This window comes from Variovorax sp. 160MFSha2.1, from assembly GCF_048305075.1.
GTDB classification, from domain to species: Bacteria; Pseudomonadota; Gammaproteobacteria; order Burkholderiales; family Burkholderiaceae_C; genus Variovorax; species Variovorax guangxiensis.
Map to the genome: position 1 here is coordinate 609,583 of NZ_CP157624.1, position 19,332 is coordinate 628,914.

The 19,332-nt window shown below is 69.0% G+C and carries 14 protein-coding genes; 6 read left to right on the plus strand and 8 right to left on the minus strand.

Features of this window, described 5'->3' with window-relative positions; all coding sequences use genetic code 11:
- Window positions 1-102: 102 nt before the first annotated feature.
- The 3 genes from dapB to ABL838_RS02700 are packed head-to-tail and all read left to right on the plus strand — an operon-like array spanning window position 103 to window position 2,172.
- The gene (gene dapB / locus ABL838_RS02690) at window positions 103-954 is read left to right on the plus strand and encodes a 4-hydroxy-tetrahydrodipicolinate reductase (protein WP_126022246.1); all 852 of its coding nucleotides are present in this window, start codon (window positions 103-105) and stop codon (window positions 952-954) included.
- 24 nt (window positions 955-978) lie between these two features.
- Complete coding sequence (locus tag ABL838_RS02695; protein ID WP_418124008.1) at window positions 979-1,674, plus strand: MotA/TolQ/ExbB proton channel family protein; 696 nt, start codon at window positions 979-981, stop codon at window positions 1,672-1,674.
- Window positions 1,675-1,701: 27 nt separating this feature from the next.
- On the plus strand, window positions 1,702-2,172 hold the full coding sequence (locus tag ABL838_RS02700) for an ExbD/TolR family protein (protein WP_184640097.1): 471 nt from the start codon (window positions 1,702-1,704) through the stop codon (window positions 2,170-2,172).
- 19 nt (window positions 2,173-2,191) lie between these two features.
- Here ABL838_RS02700 and ABL838_RS02705 read toward each other — a convergent pair whose 3' ends face one another.
- The 6 genes from ABL838_RS02705 to ABL838_RS02730 form a co-directional block, all read right to left on the minus strand.
- Window positions 2,192-4,675, minus strand: a complete 2,484-nt coding sequence (locus tag ABL838_RS02705; RefSeq protein ID WP_418124010.1) for a glycogen/starch/alpha-glucan phosphorylase — start codon at window positions 4,673-4,675, stop codon at window positions 2,192-2,194.
- Between the two features lie 24 nt (window positions 4,676-4,699).
- Window positions 4,700-6,169 carry a glycogen synthase GlgA gene (glgA, locus tag ABL838_RS02710; RefSeq protein WP_418124011.1) on the minus strand — a complete coding sequence of 490 codons (1,470 nt, stop codon included), beginning with the start codon at window positions 6,167-6,169 and terminating at the stop codon, window positions 4,700-4,702.
- An 11-nt stretch (window positions 6,170-6,180) separates the two neighbouring features.
- Window positions 6,181-7,494 carry a glucose-1-phosphate adenylyltransferase gene (gene glgC / locus ABL838_RS02715; RefSeq protein WP_126022241.1) on the minus strand — a complete coding sequence of 438 codons (1,314 nt, stop codon included), beginning with the start codon at window positions 7,492-7,494 and terminating at the stop codon, window positions 6,181-6,183.
- 92 nt (window positions 7,495-7,586) lie between these two features.
- Complete coding sequence (gene glgX / locus ABL838_RS02720) at window positions 7,587-9,692, minus strand: glycogen debranching protein GlgX (RefSeq protein ID WP_418124012.1); 2,106 nt, start codon at window positions 9,690-9,692, stop codon at window positions 7,587-7,589.
- 685 nt (window positions 9,693-10,377) lie between these two features.
- The gene (glgB, locus tag ABL838_RS02725; RefSeq protein ID WP_418124014.1) at window positions 10,378-12,549 is read right to left on the minus strand and encodes a 1,4-alpha-glucan branching protein GlgB; all 2,172 of its coding nucleotides are present in this window, start codon (window positions 12,547-12,549) and stop codon (window positions 10,378-10,380) included.
- Window positions 12,550-12,566: 17 nt separating this feature from the next.
- A complete protein-coding gene (locus tag ABL838_RS02730) occupies window positions 12,567-14,243 on the minus strand; it encodes an alpha-amylase family glycosyl hydrolase (protein ID WP_418124016.1) in 1,677 nt (558 codons plus the stop codon).
- A 130-nt stretch (window positions 14,244-14,373) separates the two neighbouring features.
- On the opposite strand from ABL838_RS02730, the gene ABL838_RS02735 reads away from it, so the two are divergent.
- Genes ABL838_RS02735 through ABL838_RS02745 form a run of 3 tightly spaced genes read left to right on the plus strand, consistent with a single transcriptional unit; the run spans window position 14,374 to window position 16,963 of the window.
- The gene (locus ABL838_RS02735; RefSeq protein WP_418124018.1) at window positions 14,374-15,843 is read left to right on the plus strand and encodes an NAD(P)-binding domain-containing protein; all 1,470 of its coding nucleotides are present in this window, start codon (window positions 14,374-14,376) and stop codon (window positions 15,841-15,843) included.
- 14 nt (window positions 15,844-15,857) lie between these two features.
- Entirely contained in the window at window positions 15,858-16,361 is a 504-nt protein-coding gene (locus ABL838_RS02740) for a CMD domain-containing protein (RefSeq protein ID WP_418124020.1), read from the plus strand.
- Window positions 16,358-16,963 (plus strand): peroxidase-related enzyme, encoded by a 606-nt coding sequence (locus ABL838_RS02745; protein WP_418124022.1) that lies wholly within the window; start codon window positions 16,358-16,360, stop codon window positions 16,961-16,963. Before ABL838_RS02740 ends, ABL838_RS02745 begins: the two co-directional genes overlap by 4 nt.
- Here the strand turns inward: ABL838_RS02745 and ABL838_RS02750 are convergent.
- Together ABL838_RS02750 and ABL838_RS02755 are read right to left on the minus strand one after the other, a co-directional pair.
- Complete coding sequence (locus ABL838_RS02750; RefSeq protein ID WP_418124024.1) at window positions 16,958-18,061, minus strand: NAD/NADP octopine/nopaline dehydrogenase family protein; 1,104 nt, start codon at window positions 18,059-18,061, stop codon at window positions 16,958-16,960. The two genes, ABL838_RS02745 and ABL838_RS02750, sit on opposite strands and share 6 nt — an antisense overlap.
- A 93-nt stretch (window positions 18,062-18,154) precedes the next feature.
- Window positions 18,155-19,129, minus strand: a complete 975-nt coding sequence (locus ABL838_RS02755) for a Bug family tripartite tricarboxylate transporter substrate binding protein (protein ID WP_418124026.1) — start codon at window positions 19,127-19,129, stop codon at window positions 18,155-18,157.
- Between the last annotated feature and the right edge of the window lie 203 nt (window positions 19,130-19,332).

Below are 19,332 nucleotides of genomic sequence, written 5' to 3' on the forward strand. Positions count from 1 at the left end.
CCGAGAGGCCAGGCGGCCGTCCTTTTCGTGTCGATCCATGTTCCCGGCCGTTCCTGACCGCCTCGGGCCGTTTCGAAAACCTCGAAGACTGACTGAATCCGCGTGACCGAATCCACCTCCACCTCCACTTCCTCCGCCAATTCCGCCTCCGCGCCGCGCCGCGTTGCCATCGCCGGGGCTTCGGGCCGCATGGGCCACATGCTGATCGAGGCCGTGCGCAATGCGCCCGACCTGCGCCTGGCCGGCGCCCTCGACATCGTCGGCAGCCCGGCCCTGGGCTCCGATGCCGGCGCCTTCCTGGGTTTCGACAGCGGCGTGTCCATCGTGTCCGACCTGCGCGCAGGCCTGAAGGACGCGCAGGTGCTCATCGACTTCACCCGGCCCGAGGGCACGCTGGCGCACCTCGCGGTCTGCCGCGAGCTGGGCGTGCAGGCCGTGATCGGCACCACCGGCTTCAGCGACGCGCAGAAGGCCGAGATCGCCGAGATCGCCAAGGACATCGCGATCATGATGGCGCCCAACATGAGCGTGGGCGTCAACGTCACCTTCAAGCTGCTCGAAATGGCGGCCAAGGCCATGGCGACCGGCTACGACATCGAGATCATCGAGGCGCACCACCGCCACAAGGTCGATGCACCCTCGGGCACCGCGCTCAAGATGGGCGAGGTCATCGCCGACGCGCTGGGCCGCGACCTCAAGGACTGCGCCGTCTACGCCCGCGAAGGCATCACCGGCGAGCGCGACCCGTCCACCATCGGCTTCTCGGCCATCCGCGGCGGCGACATCGTGGGCGACCACACCGTGCTGTTCGCCGGCACTGGCGAGCGCATCGAGATCACCCACAAGTCGTCCAGCCGCGTCACCTACGCCCAGGGCAGCCTGCGCGCGGTGCGCTTCCTGGCCGGGCAGCGCGCGGGCCTGTTCGACATGTACGACGTGCTCGGCCTTCGCTGACCGAGCGACGAAGAAGGACCGCCGATGAGCGTGCTCGAACTGCTGGCCCACGGTGACGGTGTCAGCCGTTCGGTGGCCGCGCTGCTGCTCGCGATGTCGATCGCGAGCTGGGTCATCATCCTCTGGAAGGCATGGCTGCTGCGCGGCGGCACGCGCGACGTGCTGCGCAGCATCGCGGCGTTCTGGCAGTCGTCCACGCTGGCCGATGCCGAGCAGAAGCTCAGGGCCTTCGACCGGGCGACGCTCGTGTCGCCCGCTGTCTCGGCCATCCGCAGCGTGGGCGCGGGCGAGCCGGCCGGCACGCTGGGCGCCACGGTCGACCGCAACCAGCGCCTCACGCGCGTGCTGCGCGACGCCCTGCATGGCGCCCTGCGGCGGCTGCAGGCGGGGCAGATCCTGCTGGCCACCGTTGGCGCCACCGCGCCCTTCGTCGGGCTGCTGGGCACGGTCTGGGGCATCTACGGCGCGCTGACGGGCATCGCCGGCCAGACCGGCGGCTTCACCATCGACAAGGTGGCCGGCCCGGTCGGCGAGGCGCTCATCATGACGGCCTTCGGCCTGGCGGTGGCCATTCCGGCCGTGCTGGCCTACAACGTCTTCGGCCGCGTCATCGGCCGCATCGAAGCCGAGCTCGAAGGCTTCGCGCACGACCTGCTGGGCAGCTTCGGCGCCTCGCCGGCATCCGCCGCGCCGCCGCCCGCGCGGCCGATGCCGGTCTAGCCACATACCGAGAGGCACAACACCGCCATGGCCTTCGGTCGCACATCACTGGGCAGCGCTGCCGGCGGCGGCGGGCGCGCCATGGGTGGCGGGGCGCAGCGGCCGCTGTCCGACATCAACGTCACGCCGCTGGTCGACGTGATGCTGGTGCTGCTGGTGATCTTCATCATCACAGCGCCGCTGATGGCCAGCTCGATCAAGCTCGACCTGCCGCAGACCGACGCCGGCCAGCCCAACGACGCGCCGAAGTTCGTGAGCCTTTCGGTCGACGCCTCGGGCAAGGTCTTCCTCAACGACAAGGCCGTGACCGACGAGGAACTGGCGCAGCAGCTCGAAAAGGCTGCCGCGGACAGCAAGGACACCGAGGTGCAGCTGCGTGCCGACCAGACCGTGCCCTACGGCAAGGTGGTCGCGCTCATGGGCATCGCGAACAAGGCGGGGCTGAGCCGCATCGGCTTCGTGACCGAGGCCGAGCCGGCGAAGAAGCCCGGCAGCTAGCCCCTGTAGCCGGGCCGGGTCAGCCCAGCACCACTGGCTTGGTGTGCCAGATCTCGTGCGCATACTGCGCGATCGTGCGATCCGACGAGAACACCCCCATCCCCGCCACGTTGAGGATCGCCATCCGCGTCCACGCGTCCGAGTCGCGATACAGCGCGTCGACTTCCGCCTGCTTCGCCACGTAGCTCGCGTAGTCGGCCAGCAGCAGGTAGTGGTCGCCCCAGTTCACCAATGCGTCGTAGATGCCCTGGTAGCGCGAGGGCTCGCCCGGCGAGAAGGCGCCGTCGCGGATCGCGTCTAGCACGCGCTTGAGTTCGGCATTGCCTTCGTAGATCTCGCGCGGCTGGTAGCCCCGGGCACGGATGTCGGCCACCTCGGGCGTGGTGTTGCCGAAGATGAAGATGTTCTCGGGCCCCACGCTCTCGCGCATCTCGACGTTCGCGCCGTCCAGCGTGCCGATGGTGAGCGCGCCGTTGAGCGCGAACTTCATGTTGCCGGTGCCCGAGGCTTCCGTGCCCGCCGTGGAGATCTGCTCCGACAGGTCGGCCGCCGGCATGATGATCTCCGCCAGGCTCACGCTGTAGTTCGGCAGGAACACCACCTTCAGCAGCTTGCCCACGCGCGCGTCGGCGTTGATGGTGGCCGCCACGTCGTTGATGAGCCGGATCACCAGCTTGGCCATCGCGTACGCCGACGCCGCCTTGCCCGCGAACACCACCACGCGCGGCATCATGTCCAGCGGCGTGCCAGCGGCCTGTGCGTCGAGGATGCGGTGGTAGCGCGTCACCACGTGCAGCACGTTGAGCAGTTGCCGCTTGTATTCGTGGATGCGCTTGACCTGCACGTCGAACATCGCGTCGGTGTCGATGTCGATCTTCAGGTGCTGCTCCACCCAGTTGGCCAGCCGCAGCTTGTTCTCGCGCTTGGCATGGCGGAAGGCGCGCACGAAGGCCGGCTGCGCGGCCATGGGCCTGAGCGCCTCCAGCTGCGAGAGGTCGCGCCGCCAGCCCTTGCCGATGCGCTGGTCGAGCAGCGCCGCCAGCGGCGGGTTGGCCTGCGCCAGCCAGCGCCGAGGAGTGACGCCGTTGGTCTTGTTGTTGAAGCGCTCGGGAAAGATCTTCGCGAAGTCCGAGAAGATCGACTGCTTCATCAGCTCCGAGTGCAGCCCCGACACGCCGTTGACCGAGTGGCTCGCGAGCACCGCCACGTAGGCCATGCGCACGCGGCGCTCGCCGGTCTCGTCGACCAGCGAGAGGCGGCGCATCAGCTCCACGTCGTTGCCCACCTTCTGCGTCACCGTGGCGAGGAACTTCGCGTTGATGTCGTAGATGATCTGCAGGTGCCGCGGCAGGATGCGCCCGAGCATTTCCACCGGCCAGGTCTCCAGCGCCTCGTGCATCAGCGTGTGGTTGGTGTAGCTGAACACCTTCTGCGTGTGCGCCCAGGCCACGTCCCATGAGAGCCCGTGCTCGTCGAGCAGCAGGCGCATGAGCTCGGGCACCGCCAGCACCGGGTGCGTGTCGTTCAGGTGGATGCTGACCTTCTCGGAGAGCTGGTCGAATGTCTTGTGGTTGCGCAGGTAGCGGCGCAGCAGATCCTGCACGCTCGCACTGCAGAAGAAGTACTCCTGGTGCAACCGCAGCTCGCGGCCGGAGGGCGTGGAGTCGTCGGGGTAGAGCACGCGCGAGACGTTCTCCGAGTGGTTCTTGCTCTCCACCGCCTGCATGTAGTTGCCGCGGTTGAAGGCCGAGAGGTCGATCTCCTCGGTGGCGCGCGCCGACCACAGCCGCAGCGTGTTGGTGGCCTGCGTGCCGTAGCCCGGGATGATGGTGTCGTAGGCCACGGCGAGCACGTCGTGTGTGTCGACCCAGTCGGCCGCGCCGCTGGGCACACCGGCTCCCTCGCGCTTCTGCACATGGCCGCCGAAGCGCACGCGGTAGTTCACCTCGGGCCGCTGGAACTCCCATGGGTTGCCGCGCGTGAGCCAGTAGTCGGGCGTCTCCACCTGCTGGCCGTCGACGATGCGCTGGCGGAACATGCCGTACTCGTAGCGGATGCCGTAGCCCATGCCCGGTACGCCCAGCGTGGCCATCGAGTCGAGAAAGCAGGCCGCCAGCCGGCCCAGGCCGCCGTTGCCCAGCGCCGCGTCGGGCTCGCGCTCGGACAGCGCCGCCATGTCCACGCCGAAGTCGGCCAGCGCCTCGCGCACCGTGTCGTAGAGGTCCACCGCCAGCAGCGCGTTGGTGAAGGTGCGCCCGATCAGGAACTCCATCGACAGGTAATAAACGCGCTTCAGGTCCTGCGCGTAGTTGGCACGCGTGGTCATCATCCAGCGCTCGACCAGCTGGTCGCGCACGGCCTGCGAGGTGGCGTTGAGCCAGTCGTCCTGGCTGGCGGCGACAGGGTCCTTGCCGACCGCGTAGATCAGCTTGTTGGCCACGGCGCGCTTGAAGGCCGCGACGTCGCGGTCGGGGTGGTCGTATGCGAAGTCCTTGATCGTCATGGGGCGCTCCCGGAAGAGGGTTGTCTATTTCAGGCTTTGCCGGTACACGTCGATGTACTGCGCGGCCGCGGTAGCCCAGTCGGCCGGCCGGCGCATGGCGTTGCCGCGCACGCGGCGCCAGTCGGGCGCGCGCTCGTAGAGCGCGAAGGCGCGGCGCAGCGCGCGTTCGTAGTCGGCGGCCTCGAAGCGGTCGAACACGAAGCCGGTGGCCTCGCCGCTGGCCAGGTCTTCCAGCGAGCTGTCGACCACCGTGTCGGCCAGCCCGCCGACGCGGCGCACCAGCGGCAGGCTGCCGTACTTGAGGCCGTACATCTGGGTGAGGCCGCAGGGCTCGAAGAGCGAGGGCACCAGCGTCACGTCGCCGGCGCCGAAGAGCTGGTGGGCCAGCGTCTCGTTGTAGCCGATGGTCACGGCCACCGACTGCGGCGCGGCCGCCGCGCGCTGGCGGAAGGCTTCCTCCAGCCAGGCTTCGCCGCTGCCCAGCAGCGCGAGCTGGCCGCCCTGGGCGAGCAGCGCGTCGAGCCCGCCGAGCACCAGGTGCAGGCCCTTCTGCTCGGTGAGGCGGCTCACGACGATGAAGAGCGGCGCATCCGGCCGTTCGGCCAGCCCCAGCTGGTGCTGCAGCACCGACTTGCAGCGCGCCTTGCCCGCCATGTGGCGGCCTTCGGGCGTGTGATAGCCCTGCACCAGCGCACTGTCGCCGGCCGGGTTCCAGACCTGGTCGTCGACCGCGTTGAGGATGCCGCTCAGCACCGCGCTGCGCTGGCGCAAGAGGCCGTCGAGCCCGCAGCCCTGCTCGGGCGTCTGGATCTCCAGCGCGTAAGTGGGGCTGACGGTGGTGAGCCGGTCGGCGAAGCACAGGCCGCCCTTCATGAACGAGACCTGTCCGTGGTACTCGAGGCCGTTCATCTGGAACGCGGCGCCCGGCAGGCTCAGATCCGTGAAGTGCCAGGGCGCGAAGATGCCCTGGTAGGCCAGGTTGTGCACGGTGAAGACGCTGCCCACGTGCGGGGCGCCGGACTGCCGCGCGAAATGCAGGTAGGCAGGCGCGAGCGCGGCATGCCAGTCGTGCGCGTGCACCACCTCGGGCTGCCATGCCGGGTCCAGCCCCTGCGCCAGCCGCGCCGCGGCCCAGCCAAGCAAGGCGAAGCGGCGGTGGTTGTCGCCGTAGGGCTGGCGCGAGCTGTCTTCGTAGGGGTTGCCGGGCCGGTCGTACAGCGCCGGCGCGTCGATCACGTAGGCCGGGATGCCCGGCGCACCCTCGATGTCGATGTGTCCCAGCCGCAACCCGAAGCGCTCGCCCCATGGTGCGTCGAAGCCGGCCACGGGCGCGAGGTCGCGCACGCCGGCCACGATGGCCGGAAAACCCGGCAGCAGCACGCGCGCGTCCTGCCCGGCCGCCATGAGCGCCAGGGGAAGTGCGCCGGCGATGTCCGCCAGTCCGCCGGTCTTGAGGAGGGGAAAGAGTTCTGCGCTGACCTGGAGGATTCGCATCGTGGGGTGGATCAGGCCGGGGTCAGCCGTTTCAGCATCTCGCGGGTGACGAGCACGACGCCGTTCTCGGTGCGCTCGAAGCGCGCGGCGTCCGCCTCGGCATCTTCGCCGATCACCATGTCCTCGGGGATGACGCAGGCGCGGTCGATCACCACGCGGTTCAGCCGCGCGCCGCGGCCGACTTCCACGTCGGGCAGCAGCACGGCCTCGTTGATCTCGCAGAAGGAATGCACGCGCACGCCCGAGAACAGCACCGAGCTGCTTACCTTGGAGCCCGAGACGATGCAGCCGCCCGAGACGATGGTGTTGACCGTCATGCCGTGGTGGCCGTTGCGGTCGAGCACGAACTTGGCCGGGGGCAGTTGCCGCTGGTAGGTCCAGATGGGCCAGTCCGTGTCATAGATGTCGAGTTCCGGGGTGATGGAGGCCAGGTCGAGGTTGGCTGCCCAGAATGCATCAATCGTGCCCACGTCGCGCCAGTAGGTCTTGGCCTCCGGCCCGCGCGAGGCCCGCGTGACGCACGACATGCCGAACGGGTGGGCCAGCGCCCGGCCCTGGGCCACGGCGCGGGGAATGATGTCCTTGCCGAAGTCGTGACTCGAATCCGGGTTGGCGTTGTCTTCCTCGAGCAGCTGGTAGAGGTACTCGGAGTCGAACACGTAGATGCCCATGCTCGCCAGCGCCGTGTCGGGCTTGCCGGGCATGGCGGGCGGGTCGGCGGGCTTCTCGAGGAAGTCGGTGATCTGGCGGCCGTCGTCCACTGCCATCACGCCGAAGGCCGTGGCCTCCATGCGCGGCACCTCGATGCAGCCGACCGTGCAGCCCAGGCCGTGCTCGGCATGGTCCTTCACCATCAGCGAGTAGTCCATCTTGTAGATGTGGTCGCCGGCCAGCACCACCACGTAGTCGTGCTTGGTCGAACGGGTCTGGATGATGTCCAGGTTCTGGAACACCGCGTCGGCCGTGCCGCGGTACCAGTGCTCGTCGCCCATGCGCTGCTGGGCGGGCAGCACGTCGACCATCTCGTTGAGTTCCGCGCGCAGGAAGCTCCAGCCGCGCTGCAGGTGGCGCATGAGCGAGTGCGACTTGTACTGCGTGACCACCGCCATGCGCCGGATGCCGGAGTTCAGGCAGTTCGACAGCGCGAAATCGATGATGCGGAACTTGCCGCCGAAGTACACGGCCGGCTTGGCGCGCCGGTCGGTCAGCTGCTTGAGGCGGGAGCCGCGTCCGCCGGCCAGCACCAGGGCGATGGTGCGGCGTACCAGTTGATGGGCCTGCAGCTCGTGCTGCGGCAGCTGCGCTTGCGGTGTGGGGTTGTCCATCCTGAGTCTCCGTCTTGTTGGTCGTTCGCCTGGCTGGAATACGCCGTCAGAGTTTCTGCATCGAGACTAGCACCGCGCCGGGCGGCTGGCTTCTACGTTCTTGCAATCCCGATGCTCGAAAACGGCACTTGTGCAGTGCCTTCCAGCGCCCGAGGGCCGTCGCCTGTGTCGGCCTCCGGATCGGTGCTCAGGCAGAGGAGCCACGCGCCCGGCGGCAGCGTGAACGACACGGCCTGCGCTCCCGCGTTCACCATCACCAGCCATGAACTGCTCCCGTCGCCTTCCTTTGCCGTTGTCCCATGCCCAAAGTGGATTGCAAGGGCCGTGCCCGTGTCGTTCCAGTCGGCGGGCGTCATCGGCTCGCCGTCGGGGCGCAGCCAGCGGATGCCGGGGGACGACGAGTCGCCGGGCACTGGTTCGGCCGGCCACCAGCGCGTGCTGCGCAGTGCAGGGGCCTCGCGGCGCAGCGCGGCGAGGCGCGCGATGAAGGCGCCCAGGCGCGCCGCGTCGCTTCCGGGGGCGGAGGTGCCGATCCATGCAAGCCAGGTGGTGTCGTTGTCCTGGCAGTAGGCGTTGTTGTTGCCCTGCTGGCTATGGCCGAGCTCGTCGCCGGCCAGCAGCATCGGCGTGCCCTGGGACAGCATCAGCGTGGCGAGCAGCGCGCGCTGCAGCCGGGTGCGCAGGGCCAGCACGGCAGGGTCGTCGCTCGGCCCTTCCGCGCCGCAGTTGTTGCTGAGGTTGTGGCCGTGGCCATCGCGGTTGTTCTCGCCGTTGGCGAGGTTGTGGCGCTCGTCGTAGCTCACCAGGTCGCGCAGCGTGAAGCCGTCGTGCGCGGTGATGAAGTTGACGCTCGCCGTCGGCGCCCGGCCCCGGTGTGCGAACTCGGTGCTGGAGGCCGCGAAGCGATGGGCGAAATCGCCAAGGCCGGCCTTGTCGTCGTGGCCCTGCCTCAGCCAGAAGCCGCGCTGCGTGTCGCGATAGCGGTCGTTCCATTCGAGCCAGCCGGGCGGGAACTCGCCGAGACGGTAGCCGCCGGGGCCGATGTCCCAGGGCTCGGCGATGAGCAGCGTGCGCGAGAGCACCGGGTCCTGCGCGATCGCGGCGAAGAAGGGCGCGCGTGGGTCGAAGCCGCGCTGCGCGTCGGCGCGCCCGAGCACCGGCGCCAGATCGAAGCGGAACCCGTCGACGCCCATCTCGCAGGCCCAGAAGCGCAGGCTGTCCATCACCAGCTGCAACACGCGCGGCTCGCCGAGGTTCAGGCAGTTGCCGGTGCCGGCCCAGTTCTCGTAGAGCGAGCGGTCGTCGGTGCGCAGGTGGTAGTAGAGCGCGTTGTCGATGCCGCGCATCGACAGCGTCGGGCCGAGCTCGTCGCTCTCGGCGCTGTGGTTGTAGACCACGTCGATCACCAGCTCCATGCCGCGCGCGTGGATCGCGTCGGCCATCGCGCGGAACTCGCTGGCGGGCGTGGTGGCGGGGCGGCCGCTCCAGTAGCGGGCCTCCGGAGCGAACCAGCCGATGGTGTTGTAGCCCCAGTAGTTGCTCAGGCCCATGCGCAGCAGGCGGGGCTCGTCGGCACGGTGCTGCACGGGCATGAGGCTCAGGGTGGTGACGCCCAGGCGCTGGAGGTGGTCGAGCACGGCGGGCTCGGCGAGGCCGGCGTAGGTGCCGCGCAGCGGTGCGGGGACCGCGGGGTTGAGCTTGGTCTGGCCCTTGACGTGGAGTTCGTAGAGGACGCGGTCGCCTGGTGCGATGCGGGCGTGGCCTGCTGTTGCTGCCGGGGCCAGAGGGGTTGCTACCCGGGCCTTGAGTGCGACTGCTGCGTTGTCTCGAGGGTCTCTTTTTTCCGGGTTCGCGGGGTCGTGGCCGAGGAAGAGGTCGCTGCCGTCGTAGGTGCCTGTGATTTCGCGGGCGTAGGGGTCGAGGAGTAGCTTCGATGGGTTGAAGCGGTGGCCTGTTTTCGGATTCCAGGGGCCGTGGACGCGGTAGGCGTAGACGAGGCCTGGCTTGCCGCTGGGGAGGTGGGCGTGCCAGATGCCGTCTGTTTGTTCTTTCAGGCTCAGGCGTTGTTGTTCGTTGTTGCCTGTGGTGTCGAAGATGCACAGGTCTACGGCTTCTGCCGTCGGAGCTGCGAGAGCGAAGTTGACGCCTTGTTGCGACGCGGTTGCGCCTAAGGGGTAGGGCTTGCCTGGGCTCAGCATGCTGTTGGCTCCTCTGGGAGTTTGCTTCCCGAGGCCGGGACTCGCCCCGGCGGGCGACCTACTTTCTTTTGCTTCGCCAAAAGAAAGTAGGCAAAGAAAAGGCGACCCCACTGTCTGCGACCCCTTCGCTTTGCGAAGGGGCAACCTGCGGTGCTCGCGTTTCGCGGGGTCTCGCAGAACTCGCTTCGCTCAGACAGCTGCGAGCCCTGATCCGCGAAACGCTGCGCTCCTCGGCGCAGCCAGAGGGGAGGGGAGATGCCCGGGCCATCGCGTTGCTCGGCCCCCAAGGCACAGCAGGCGCTTCGCGCCTGCTGTGCTTGGAACGGATCGTCAAGTTTGGTGAAGCCGCAGGGGTTCGATGCGTGGCCGAGCGAAGCGAAGGCCAGTCCGTGCTGTTCAAGGGCCGAGCGCAGCGATGGCCTGTTTGGTCCCCAACTCCCTTCTGGCTGCGCCGAGGAGCGCAGACGTAGGAGGGATAAGGGCCGCAGCTGTTTGAGCGTAACGAAGTGGAGCGAGTTCTGCGGACCCCCTCCTACGTCGAGCACCGCAGGTTGCCCGTAGCGAAGCGGAGGGACGCGGACAGTAGGGTCGCCTTTTCTTTGCTTACTTTCTTTTGGCGAAGCAAAAGAAAGTGAGTCGGCCGCCGGGCCGAGACCCGGCCCCGGAAAGCAACCCACCCAAGTCATCAAACCAGCACCCACATCAAGGTACCCAACGGAGGCACATCGATCGAAATCGAATCCGCCTTCCCATGCCAGGCAACAGGAGAGCTGTCAACCACCCCGTTCCCCACACCACTCCCCCCATAAACAACCCCATCGGTATTGATGACCTCCCGATAGGAACCGGCAGAAGGAACCCCCAAGCGATACCCCATCCGAGGCACAGGCGTGAAGTTGCAGACCACGACAACAAAGGCCCCATCGCGAGCCCGCCGCACGAACGCAAACACCGACTGATCCGAGTCGTCATGCACGACCCACTCGAACCCCCGAGCCTCATGATCGAGCTCATGCAGCGCCGGAAAGTGCCGATAAACATTGTTCAGATCCCGCACCAGCCTCCGCACCCCCTGGTGCGACGCATGCTCCAGCAGATGCCAGTCCAGGCTGCGATCCGCATTCCACTCCGCGTACTGCGCAAACTCCCCACCCATGAAGAGCAGCTTCTTCCCCGGATAAGCCCAGAGGTACCCATACAGGTTGCGCAAGCCCGCGAACTTCTGCCATTCGTCGCCGGGCATGCGCCCGATCATCGACCCCTTGCCGTGCACAACTTCGTCGTGCGACAGCGGCAGCACGAAGTTCTCGCTGTGCGCGTACATCAGGCCGAAAGTGATCTGCCGGTGATGGTGCTTGCGATAGACCGGGTCGGTGCCGGCATACGTCAGGGTGTCGTTCATCCAGCCCATGTTCCACTTGTAGTGGAAGCCCAGGCCGCCGTCCTCGGGCGGGCGGGTCACGCCGGGAAAGCTGGTCGACTCCTCGGCGATGGTCACCGTGCCGGGCCGCTCGACGCCGACCACGCGGTTCATGCGGCGCAGGAATTCGATGGCTTCCAGGTTCTCTCGGCCGCCCAGTGCGTTGGGAATCCACTCGCCCGACTTGCGGCTGTAGTCGCGGTAGAGCATGGAAGCCACGGCGTCGACGCGCAGGCCGTCGACGCCGTAGCGCTCCAGCCAGTACAGCGCGTTGCCGACGAGGTAGTTGCGGACTTCCGTGCGCGCGTAGTTGAAGATCAGCGTCTGCCAGTCGTTGTGGAAGCCTTCGCGCGGGTCGGCGTACTCATAAAGTGCGGTGCCGTCGAAGCGGCCCAGGCCGTGCGAATCGGTCGGGAAGTGTGCGGGCACCCAGTCCAGGATCACGCCCAGCCCGGCCGCATGCGCGGCTTCGACGAAATGGCGGAAGTCGCCCGGCGTGCCGAAGCGGGAGGTTGGCGCATAGAGGCCGATGGGCTGGTAGCCCCACGAGCCGTCGAAGGGGTGCTCGCTCACGGGCAGCAGCTCGATGTGCGTGAAGCCCATGTCGCGCGCGTACGGCACCAGCGTGTCGGCCAGCTCGCGGTAGTCCAGCCACTCGTGGCCGTTCTTGCGGCGCCACGAGCCCAGGTGCACTTCATAGATGCTGATGGGCGCGTCGCGGCCATTGGCGGCGGCGCGGCCTTCGGGCATCTTCACCGGCGCGGGCAGGGGCTGCACCACGCAGGCGGTGTCGGGGCGCAGCTGCGCGGAGAAGGCGAATGGGTCGGCCTTGCGCAGCACCTCGCCTTGCGCCGACAGGATCTCGAACTCGTAGCTGTCGCCCACGGACACGTGCGGCGCGAAGATCTCCCACACGCCGCACTCGCGGCGCAGCCGCATCATGTGGCGCCGGCCGTCCCAGTTGTTGAAGCTGCCGACTACCGACACGCGCTTCGCATTCGGCGCCCAGACCGCGAAGGCCACGCCCTTCACGCCGTCCATCTCGCGCAGGTGCGCGCCCAGCCGCTCCCACGGCCGCAGGTGCGTGCCCTCGGCCAGCAGCCACACGTCGGTCTCGCCGAGCACGAACGGAAAGCGGTAGGGGTCTTCGAGCCGCGAGGTGTGCGTATCCCAGTCGACCTGGAAGGAATAGCCCATGCGCGCCTCGGCGGCCGGAACGAGGCCGCTGAACAAATCGGACTCCGGGTGGCGCGTGAGTATCGACAGCGGCCAGCCGGTGCGCGAATGCACCACCGCCACATGCTGGGCGCCGGGCAGCAGCGCGCGCACGACCAGGCCCTCGGGCGTCTCGTGCGGGCCGAGCACGGCGAAGGCATCGCCATGCTCCGCGCGCATCAGCGCGTGGATTTCGGACTCTGGCAGCGGCTTCAAGGGCATGGTGATCGGGCTCGGCTTCATCCTTCCCCGGCGGACGCGCCGAAGAAGACGCCGTACGGCGCCATTTGCAGCATGCGCTTTCCGTCGGAGGTGTGGATGACGGAGGTCGCCGCCAGCGGCTGTCCGACAAGAGGTGTCAGTCCGTCCGGCAGCGGCATCGACACGGGCTCGCCGCCGAAGTTGAAGATCGCCTGCAGCGGCGAAGCGCCGTCGCCGTACCGCTCGAAGTGCAGCAGCCGCGGCTCCTGCGTGTCGAAGAAGCGGATGCCGCCGGTGCGCAGCAGCGGCTGGGTGCGCCGCCAGTGCAGCAGGGTGCGGCTGAAGGCGAGCATCGAATCGGGGTCGGCGGCCTGGCGTTCGATGGCCAGCAGCAGGTGCGGGCCGTATGCCGGCAGCCAGGGGGTGCCGGTGGTGAAGCCGCCGTTGGGCGCCTCGCCGGTCCAGGGCATCGGCGTGCGGCAGCCGTCGCGGCCCTTGAACTCGGGCCAGAAGGCTCGGCCGTACGGGTCCTGCAGCAGCTGGAAAGGCACCTCGGCCTCGGGCAGGCCCAGTTCCTCGCCCTGGTAGATGCTGGCGCTGCCGCGCAGCGAGAGCAGCAGTGCGAGCCAGAGCCGGTCGCGGCGCGTGTCGGGCGCGCCGCCGCCGCTCCAGCGGGTGGCGACGCGCGGCACGTCGTGGTTCGACACTGCCCAGCAGCCCCAGCCGCCGGTGGGCGCGAGCGCGCTGTCGAGCGCCTCGACCTGGTGGCGCAGGTGCGCGGGGCTGTGGTCGGCCGTCAGGAGGCTGAAGCTGTAGGCCAGGTGCAGGCGCTTGCCGAGTTCGGTGTACTGGGCCATGACCGGCGGCGCGTTCTCGTCGCCGACCTCGCCCAGCGCCACTGCGCCGTACTCGTCGAGCAGCCGGCGCAGCCCTTCGAGGAACGCCAGGTTCTCGTGCTGGCTCTTGTCGTACAGGTGCTGCTGCATCGCGTACGGGTTGTCGGCGCGCACCGTGCTGACCTCGCCGATGGAGGCCAGCGAGGCCGGCGGGTTGTCGCGCAGCAGCGCGTCGTGGAACTGGTGGTTGCAGGCGTCGAAGCGGAAGCCGTCCACCCCCCGCTCGCACCAGAAGCGCACCTCGCCCAGCAGCGCCTGCTGCACCTCGGCGCAGTGGAAGTTCAGGTCGGGCTGCTCGGCCAGGAAGCTATGCAGGTAGTACTGGCGCCGGCGCGAGTCCCACTGCCAGGCCGGGCCGCCGAAGACCGACAGCCAGTTGTTCGGCGGCGTGCCGTCGGGCTTCGGGTCGGCCCACACGTACCAGCCGGCCTTGGGGTTGTCGCGGGAGCTGCGGCTTTCGGCGAACCAGGCGTGCTGGTCGGAGGTGTGCGAGAGCACCTGGTCGATGATGAGCTTCAGGCCCAGCGCGTGCATCCGCGCCAGCATGGCGTCGAAGTCGGCCAGCGTGCCGAAGAGCGGATCGACCGCGCGGTAGTCGGACACGTCGTAGCCGAAGTCCTTCATCGGCGAGCGGAAGAAGGGCGAGACCCAGATGGCATCGACGCCGAGGCCGGCCACGTGCTCCAGCCGGGACGTGATGCCCGGCAGGTCGCCGATGCCGTCGCCGTTGCTGTCCATGAAGCTGCGCGGGTAGATCTGGTAGATCACCGCGCCGCGCCACCATTCGCTGTCGCTGCCGTCGGTTTTGCTGCTGGCCATGCCGGTCCCTGTGGTCTGAAAATCATTGTGGCATGCGAAATCCGGGCCAGTGATACGGCCATGCGGGCGTCGGAGCACGGCATGGGGGGCGTGAAGCTTTCTACACTGAGCGCCGTTCCCGGTTTTGAAAATGACGATTCCAGATCCCGCTTCCCCTTCTTCCTCCCTGGCCGCGCTCGAGGCCCGGCTCGCCCAGGACCTTTCCTACCTCGGCTGGCCCGCCCGCAACTGGATGCCGCCGCGGCAGGCCGCCAATGGCGAGGCCATGATCGACGTGGCCATCATCGGCGGCGGGCAGGCCGGGCTGGCCGCCTCGGTGGCGCTGGCGCAGCTGGGCATCCGCGCCGTGGTGTTCGATCGTTCGCCCGCCGGCAGCGAAGGCCCGTGGGCCACCACGGCCCGCATGGAGACGCTGCGCTCGCCCAAGGAACTTACCGGTCCCGCACTGGGCCTGCCCGCGCTCACCTTCCGCGCCTGGTTCGAGGCCCAGTTCGGGCTGGAGGCCTGGGCGGCGATGGACAAGATCCCGCGCCTGCAGTGGATGGACTACCTCGTCTGGTACCGCCGCGTGATGAACGTGGACGTGCGCAACGGCATGACGGTCACGGCGATCCATCCCCTGCCCGATGCAACCGGCGTGCGCCTCGACCTGCGCTCGAGCGAAGGCGAAGTCAGCAGCGTGCTGGCCCGTCGCCTGGTGCTGGCCACCGGGCGCGATGGCCTCGGCGGCCCGGCCGTGCCGGCCTTCGTGAACGCCCTGCCGCGCTCGAAGTGGGCGCATTCCTCCGACGAGATGGACTACGGCAAGCTCAAGGGCCTGCGCGTGGGCGTGATCGGCGCGGGTTCCTCGGCCATGGACAGCGCCGCCACCGCGCTGGAAGCCGGCGCGCACAGCGTCGAGCTGCTGATCCGCCGCCCCGACCTGCCGCGCGTCAACAAGGGCAAGGGCGCCGGCGTGCCGGGGCTCACGCAGGGCCACTACGACCTGCCGGACGAGCTCAAGTGGCGCATTCGCCACTACATCAACGTACTCAACGTCCCGCCGCCGCACGGCAGCACGCTGCGGGTGTCGCGCCATTCCAATGCCTTCTTCAACTTCGGCTGCCCGGTGTTGTCGGTCGAATCGAAGGGCGACGCGATGGTGGTGTCGACGCCCAAGGGCGATTTCGAGTTCGACTTCCTGATCGTCTCGACCGGCTTCAAGGTCGACTGGCCCGCCCGTCCCGAGTTCGCGGCCATCGCGTCCCACGTGCGAACCTGGAAGGACCGTTTCACGCCCGCCCCGGGCGACGAAGACCAGGAACTGGCCGACTCGCCCGACCTAGGCCCGGCCTTCGAGTTCAAGGAGCGCGCGCCCGGCGAATGCCCGGGGCTCGGGCGCATTCACTGCTTCTGCTACCCGGCGGCGCTGTCGCACGGAACGGTGTCGGGCGACATCCCGGCCATCAGCGACGGTGCCAGGCGGCTGGCCGGCGGCATTGCCAGCCTGTTCTACCGCGAGGATTTCGACCAGCACTGGGCCTACCTGCAGGAGTTCGCGGAGCCGGAACTCTTCGGCGACGAATGGACGCCCGCGCTGCCGCCCAAGGAAAGAAACTGAGAAAAGAACGAACCATGACAAGCACTACTGATGTGATCGATGCCGTCGTCCCCCTGGCGCCGGACCAGCCCACCTGGACGCTGCGCCGCCAGCGCGAAAAGGTGCTCGCCGCGACGCAGGGCAGCTACGACGCGATGTTTTCCCCCGCCGTCGAGGGCATCTCGGTGACCGAGCGGCTGCTGGTGGCGCTGCACGCCTGCCGCGTGTCGAAGGCCGACAGCCTGGCCGCGCACTACCGCGACCGGCTCCTGGCCGAAGGCGCCGACGCGGCCGCGGTCGCGGCGGTCGATGCCGGCAAGCCCGTGGCCGACGCGCGCCTGCAGGCCATGCTGGCCTTCACCGGCAAGCTGATCGAGCGTCCCATCGAGGGCGACAAGGCTGCCGTTCAGTCGCTGGCTGCGAGCGGCCTGTCGACGCCGGCCATCGTGGCGATGAGCCAGCTGATCGCCTTCCTGTCGTACCAGATCCGCGTCGCGGCGGGCCTGAAGGCGCTGGCCGCGCTGGAGGTGTCGGCATGAACGCCCCGATCCGCATCAAGGGCTTCACCAACGAAGTGCTCAAGTGGAAGCCGTGGCTGGACACGGTGAACGTGGATACCGCCACGCCCGAGCAGCTCGCGGCGCTGGACGAGATGAGCCCGCAGGCGCGCACCTCGCCCTATTTCCTGGTGCTGGCGCACCAGCCCGAGATCCTGCTGCAGCGCTCCATCGCCTTCAACGCGATCATGTTCGCGCCGGGCGGCATGCCGCGCGCCGAGCGCGAGCTGGGCGCCACGGTGGAATCGCGCGTCAACGGCTGCGTGTACTGCGCCTCGGTGCACGCGCAGCGCTTCGAGCAGCTGGCCAGGCGCAACGACGTGATCTCGCAGGTGTTCGAGGAGCCTGAGGGCGCCGGCACCACGGAACGCGAGAAGGCCATCGTCGAGTTCTCGATCCGCCTGGGCGCCGAGCCCGACAAGGTCACGGCCGACGACATGCGCAAGCTCAAGGACGTGGGGCTGGGCGAGCTGGAGATCCTCGACCTGATCCACTCGGTGGCCATCTTCGCCTGGGCCAACCGGCTGATGCTCAACCTCGGGGAACCGGTGTTTCCCGAGGCCGAGGCCTCCGACGTCTCATAGGCGGGAGAGCAGGCCGGCGACCGTTTCGTCGGCCAGGCCCAGCGGCCCGACGAGGTCGTTCTCGCGGCGGTAGTCGATGCCGTTGACCAGCGAGGCCGCATCCACGATGGTGCGGGTCGCGGGCGTCGGCACTCCGGCGATGGCACCCAGCGCCTCGACGAAGGCCAGGCCGTAGGGCATGTCCTCGCTCAGGTAGCGCGTGTCCGTCTGCGTGGGGCCGGGCGGGCCGCCGCGCTTGGCGTGCAGTTCGGCGGCAATGTCGGCGAGCTTCTCGGCGGTGGTGCCGAAGGAGCGCGCGAAATGCGCCTCGATGGGGCCGAGCTCGATGCCGAAGGCGGCCGCCACGGCGCGGCGCTCGGCATCGAGCGCCTCGATCGCGCGCGACACGCCGGGCGTCATGCAGTGGTACTGCGGCCAGTTCTCGGCGCGCTCGATGCGCGTCCAGTTGAACACCGCGAGCGGCCCGTGCGACTGCGGATTGACGTTGCCCAGGGCACTGGCGAGCGCGCTGCCCTGCGCGGAGAAGCCTTGGCCGAAGAGACTGGTGCACAGCGCGACAGCTTCGTCGACCCGGCCGGCGGGCAGGGCGGAGACGCCGACCGCCTTGCGCCGCGTCATCACGCGGACCTGCGTGCCGGACTCGCGGCGCGCTGTCAGCACCGTGGTGCCGAAGCTGGCGACGGTGAGCCGCTGCAAACCCGCGCGTACCGCGGCCTCGTGCAGGTAGAGCGAGGACAGCGAGGCCATCGAGCTGACGATGACCGTCTGGCCATCGCGCAGGAAGGGCAGCAGCGCGTCCATCACGCGCCTGTGGCCGTTGACCGGCAGGGCGATCAGCAGCACGTCGGAGGCGGCGCAGAGCCCGGCTGCGTCGTCTGCGACCTCGACGTTCACCGAGAAAGACTCGATGCCGCCGGCTTCCAGCGGCTGCGTGCGCAGGGCATCCGCGCCCCGGCCGCCCGGCGACCAGATCGTGACGCCATGGCCTGCCCGCCGCAGCCAAGCTGCGCTGGCCAGCGCGATCGCTCCGGCGCCGGCGATGCCGACGCGATACCGCTTCGCCGCGACCGTCACAGGCGCATCCCCATTCGTGAACACCGTGGAACCGGCTTTGCCGGGCCACCGGTGTTGCCCCCGGCGAGGGGGTTGGCGAAGCGACACGAAGTGCGCGAAGCCTGGGGGAGAGCCAAGCTAGTCAACCTTGATTCCGCCCTGTTTGATCACCTTGGCCCAACGCTGGCTGTCCTCGGTCACGACCTTGCCGAGCGCTGCAGGCCCGCCGCAGGTGTTCACCGCGCCCAGTTGGGCGAAGCGCTGCTTCGTCTCCGGCAGGTTGCACGCCTCGACCAGCGCCGCGGAAAGCTTCTCGACGCTCGCCGCCGGCATGCGCGCGGGCGCCATCACGCCGACCCAGACCGGCACTTCCATGCCCGGCAGGCCTGTCGCCTCGCCGATGGTCGGGGCGGAGCCCATGCTCGGCAGCGCCGCGCGCGAGAAGGTACCCAGCACGCGGGCCTTGCCGCTGGCGACCATGGGCTCGATCGAGGCCACGCTGGTCACGATGGTCGCCACCTGGCCGCCGAGCAGGTCGGTGAGGGCCGGCGCGGCGCCGCGGTAGGGCACGTGCAGCAGGTTCACGCCGCTGGCCTGGGCCAGCAGCGCACCGGTCAGGTGCGAGACGGTGCCGTTGCCGGTGGATGCGTAGGTCACCTGGCCCGGCCTGGCCTTGGCGTCGCGCAGCACGTCTGCCACCGTCTTGTAGGGGCTTTCGGCGCGCACCGAGAGCGTCATGGGCGTGTCGGCCACCAGGGCGACCGGCACCAGCTCGTGGACCGGGTCGTAGGGCAGCCTGGCCTGCAGGTGCGGCGCGATGGTTACCGCGCCGCCCGTGGCCAGCAGCACCGTGGCCCCGTCGGTCGCCTTGGCCACCGCATCGGCGGCCACGATGCCGCCGGCGCCGGCCTTGTTGTCGATGATGACCGGCTGGCCGAGCTTGTCGGTGAGCTTGGCGCCCAGGTAGCGGGCGATGACGTCCTGCGCGCCGCCGGTGGCGAAGGGCACGACGATGCGCAGGGGTTTGTCGTTCTGCTGAGCCCAAGCGGAGGTGGCGGCAAGGCCGGCGGCGGCCGCGAGGGCCAGGGCGAGGTGTTTGAGGCGCAGTTTCATGGTGTGTTTTTCGTCCGCATCAGGTAACGGGCAGGCATGCATTCTTCGCGAAACACCGCGGAACCGGCTTCGCCGGGCCGCAGGTGTTGCCCCCGGAAGGGGGTTGGCGAAGCGACACGAAGTGCGCGCAGCCTGGGGGCGAGTCTAGTCCGGCGCGATAATCCCGCGTTCCCGGCCGCTCCCGAGCCGGGCTCTTGCCGAAC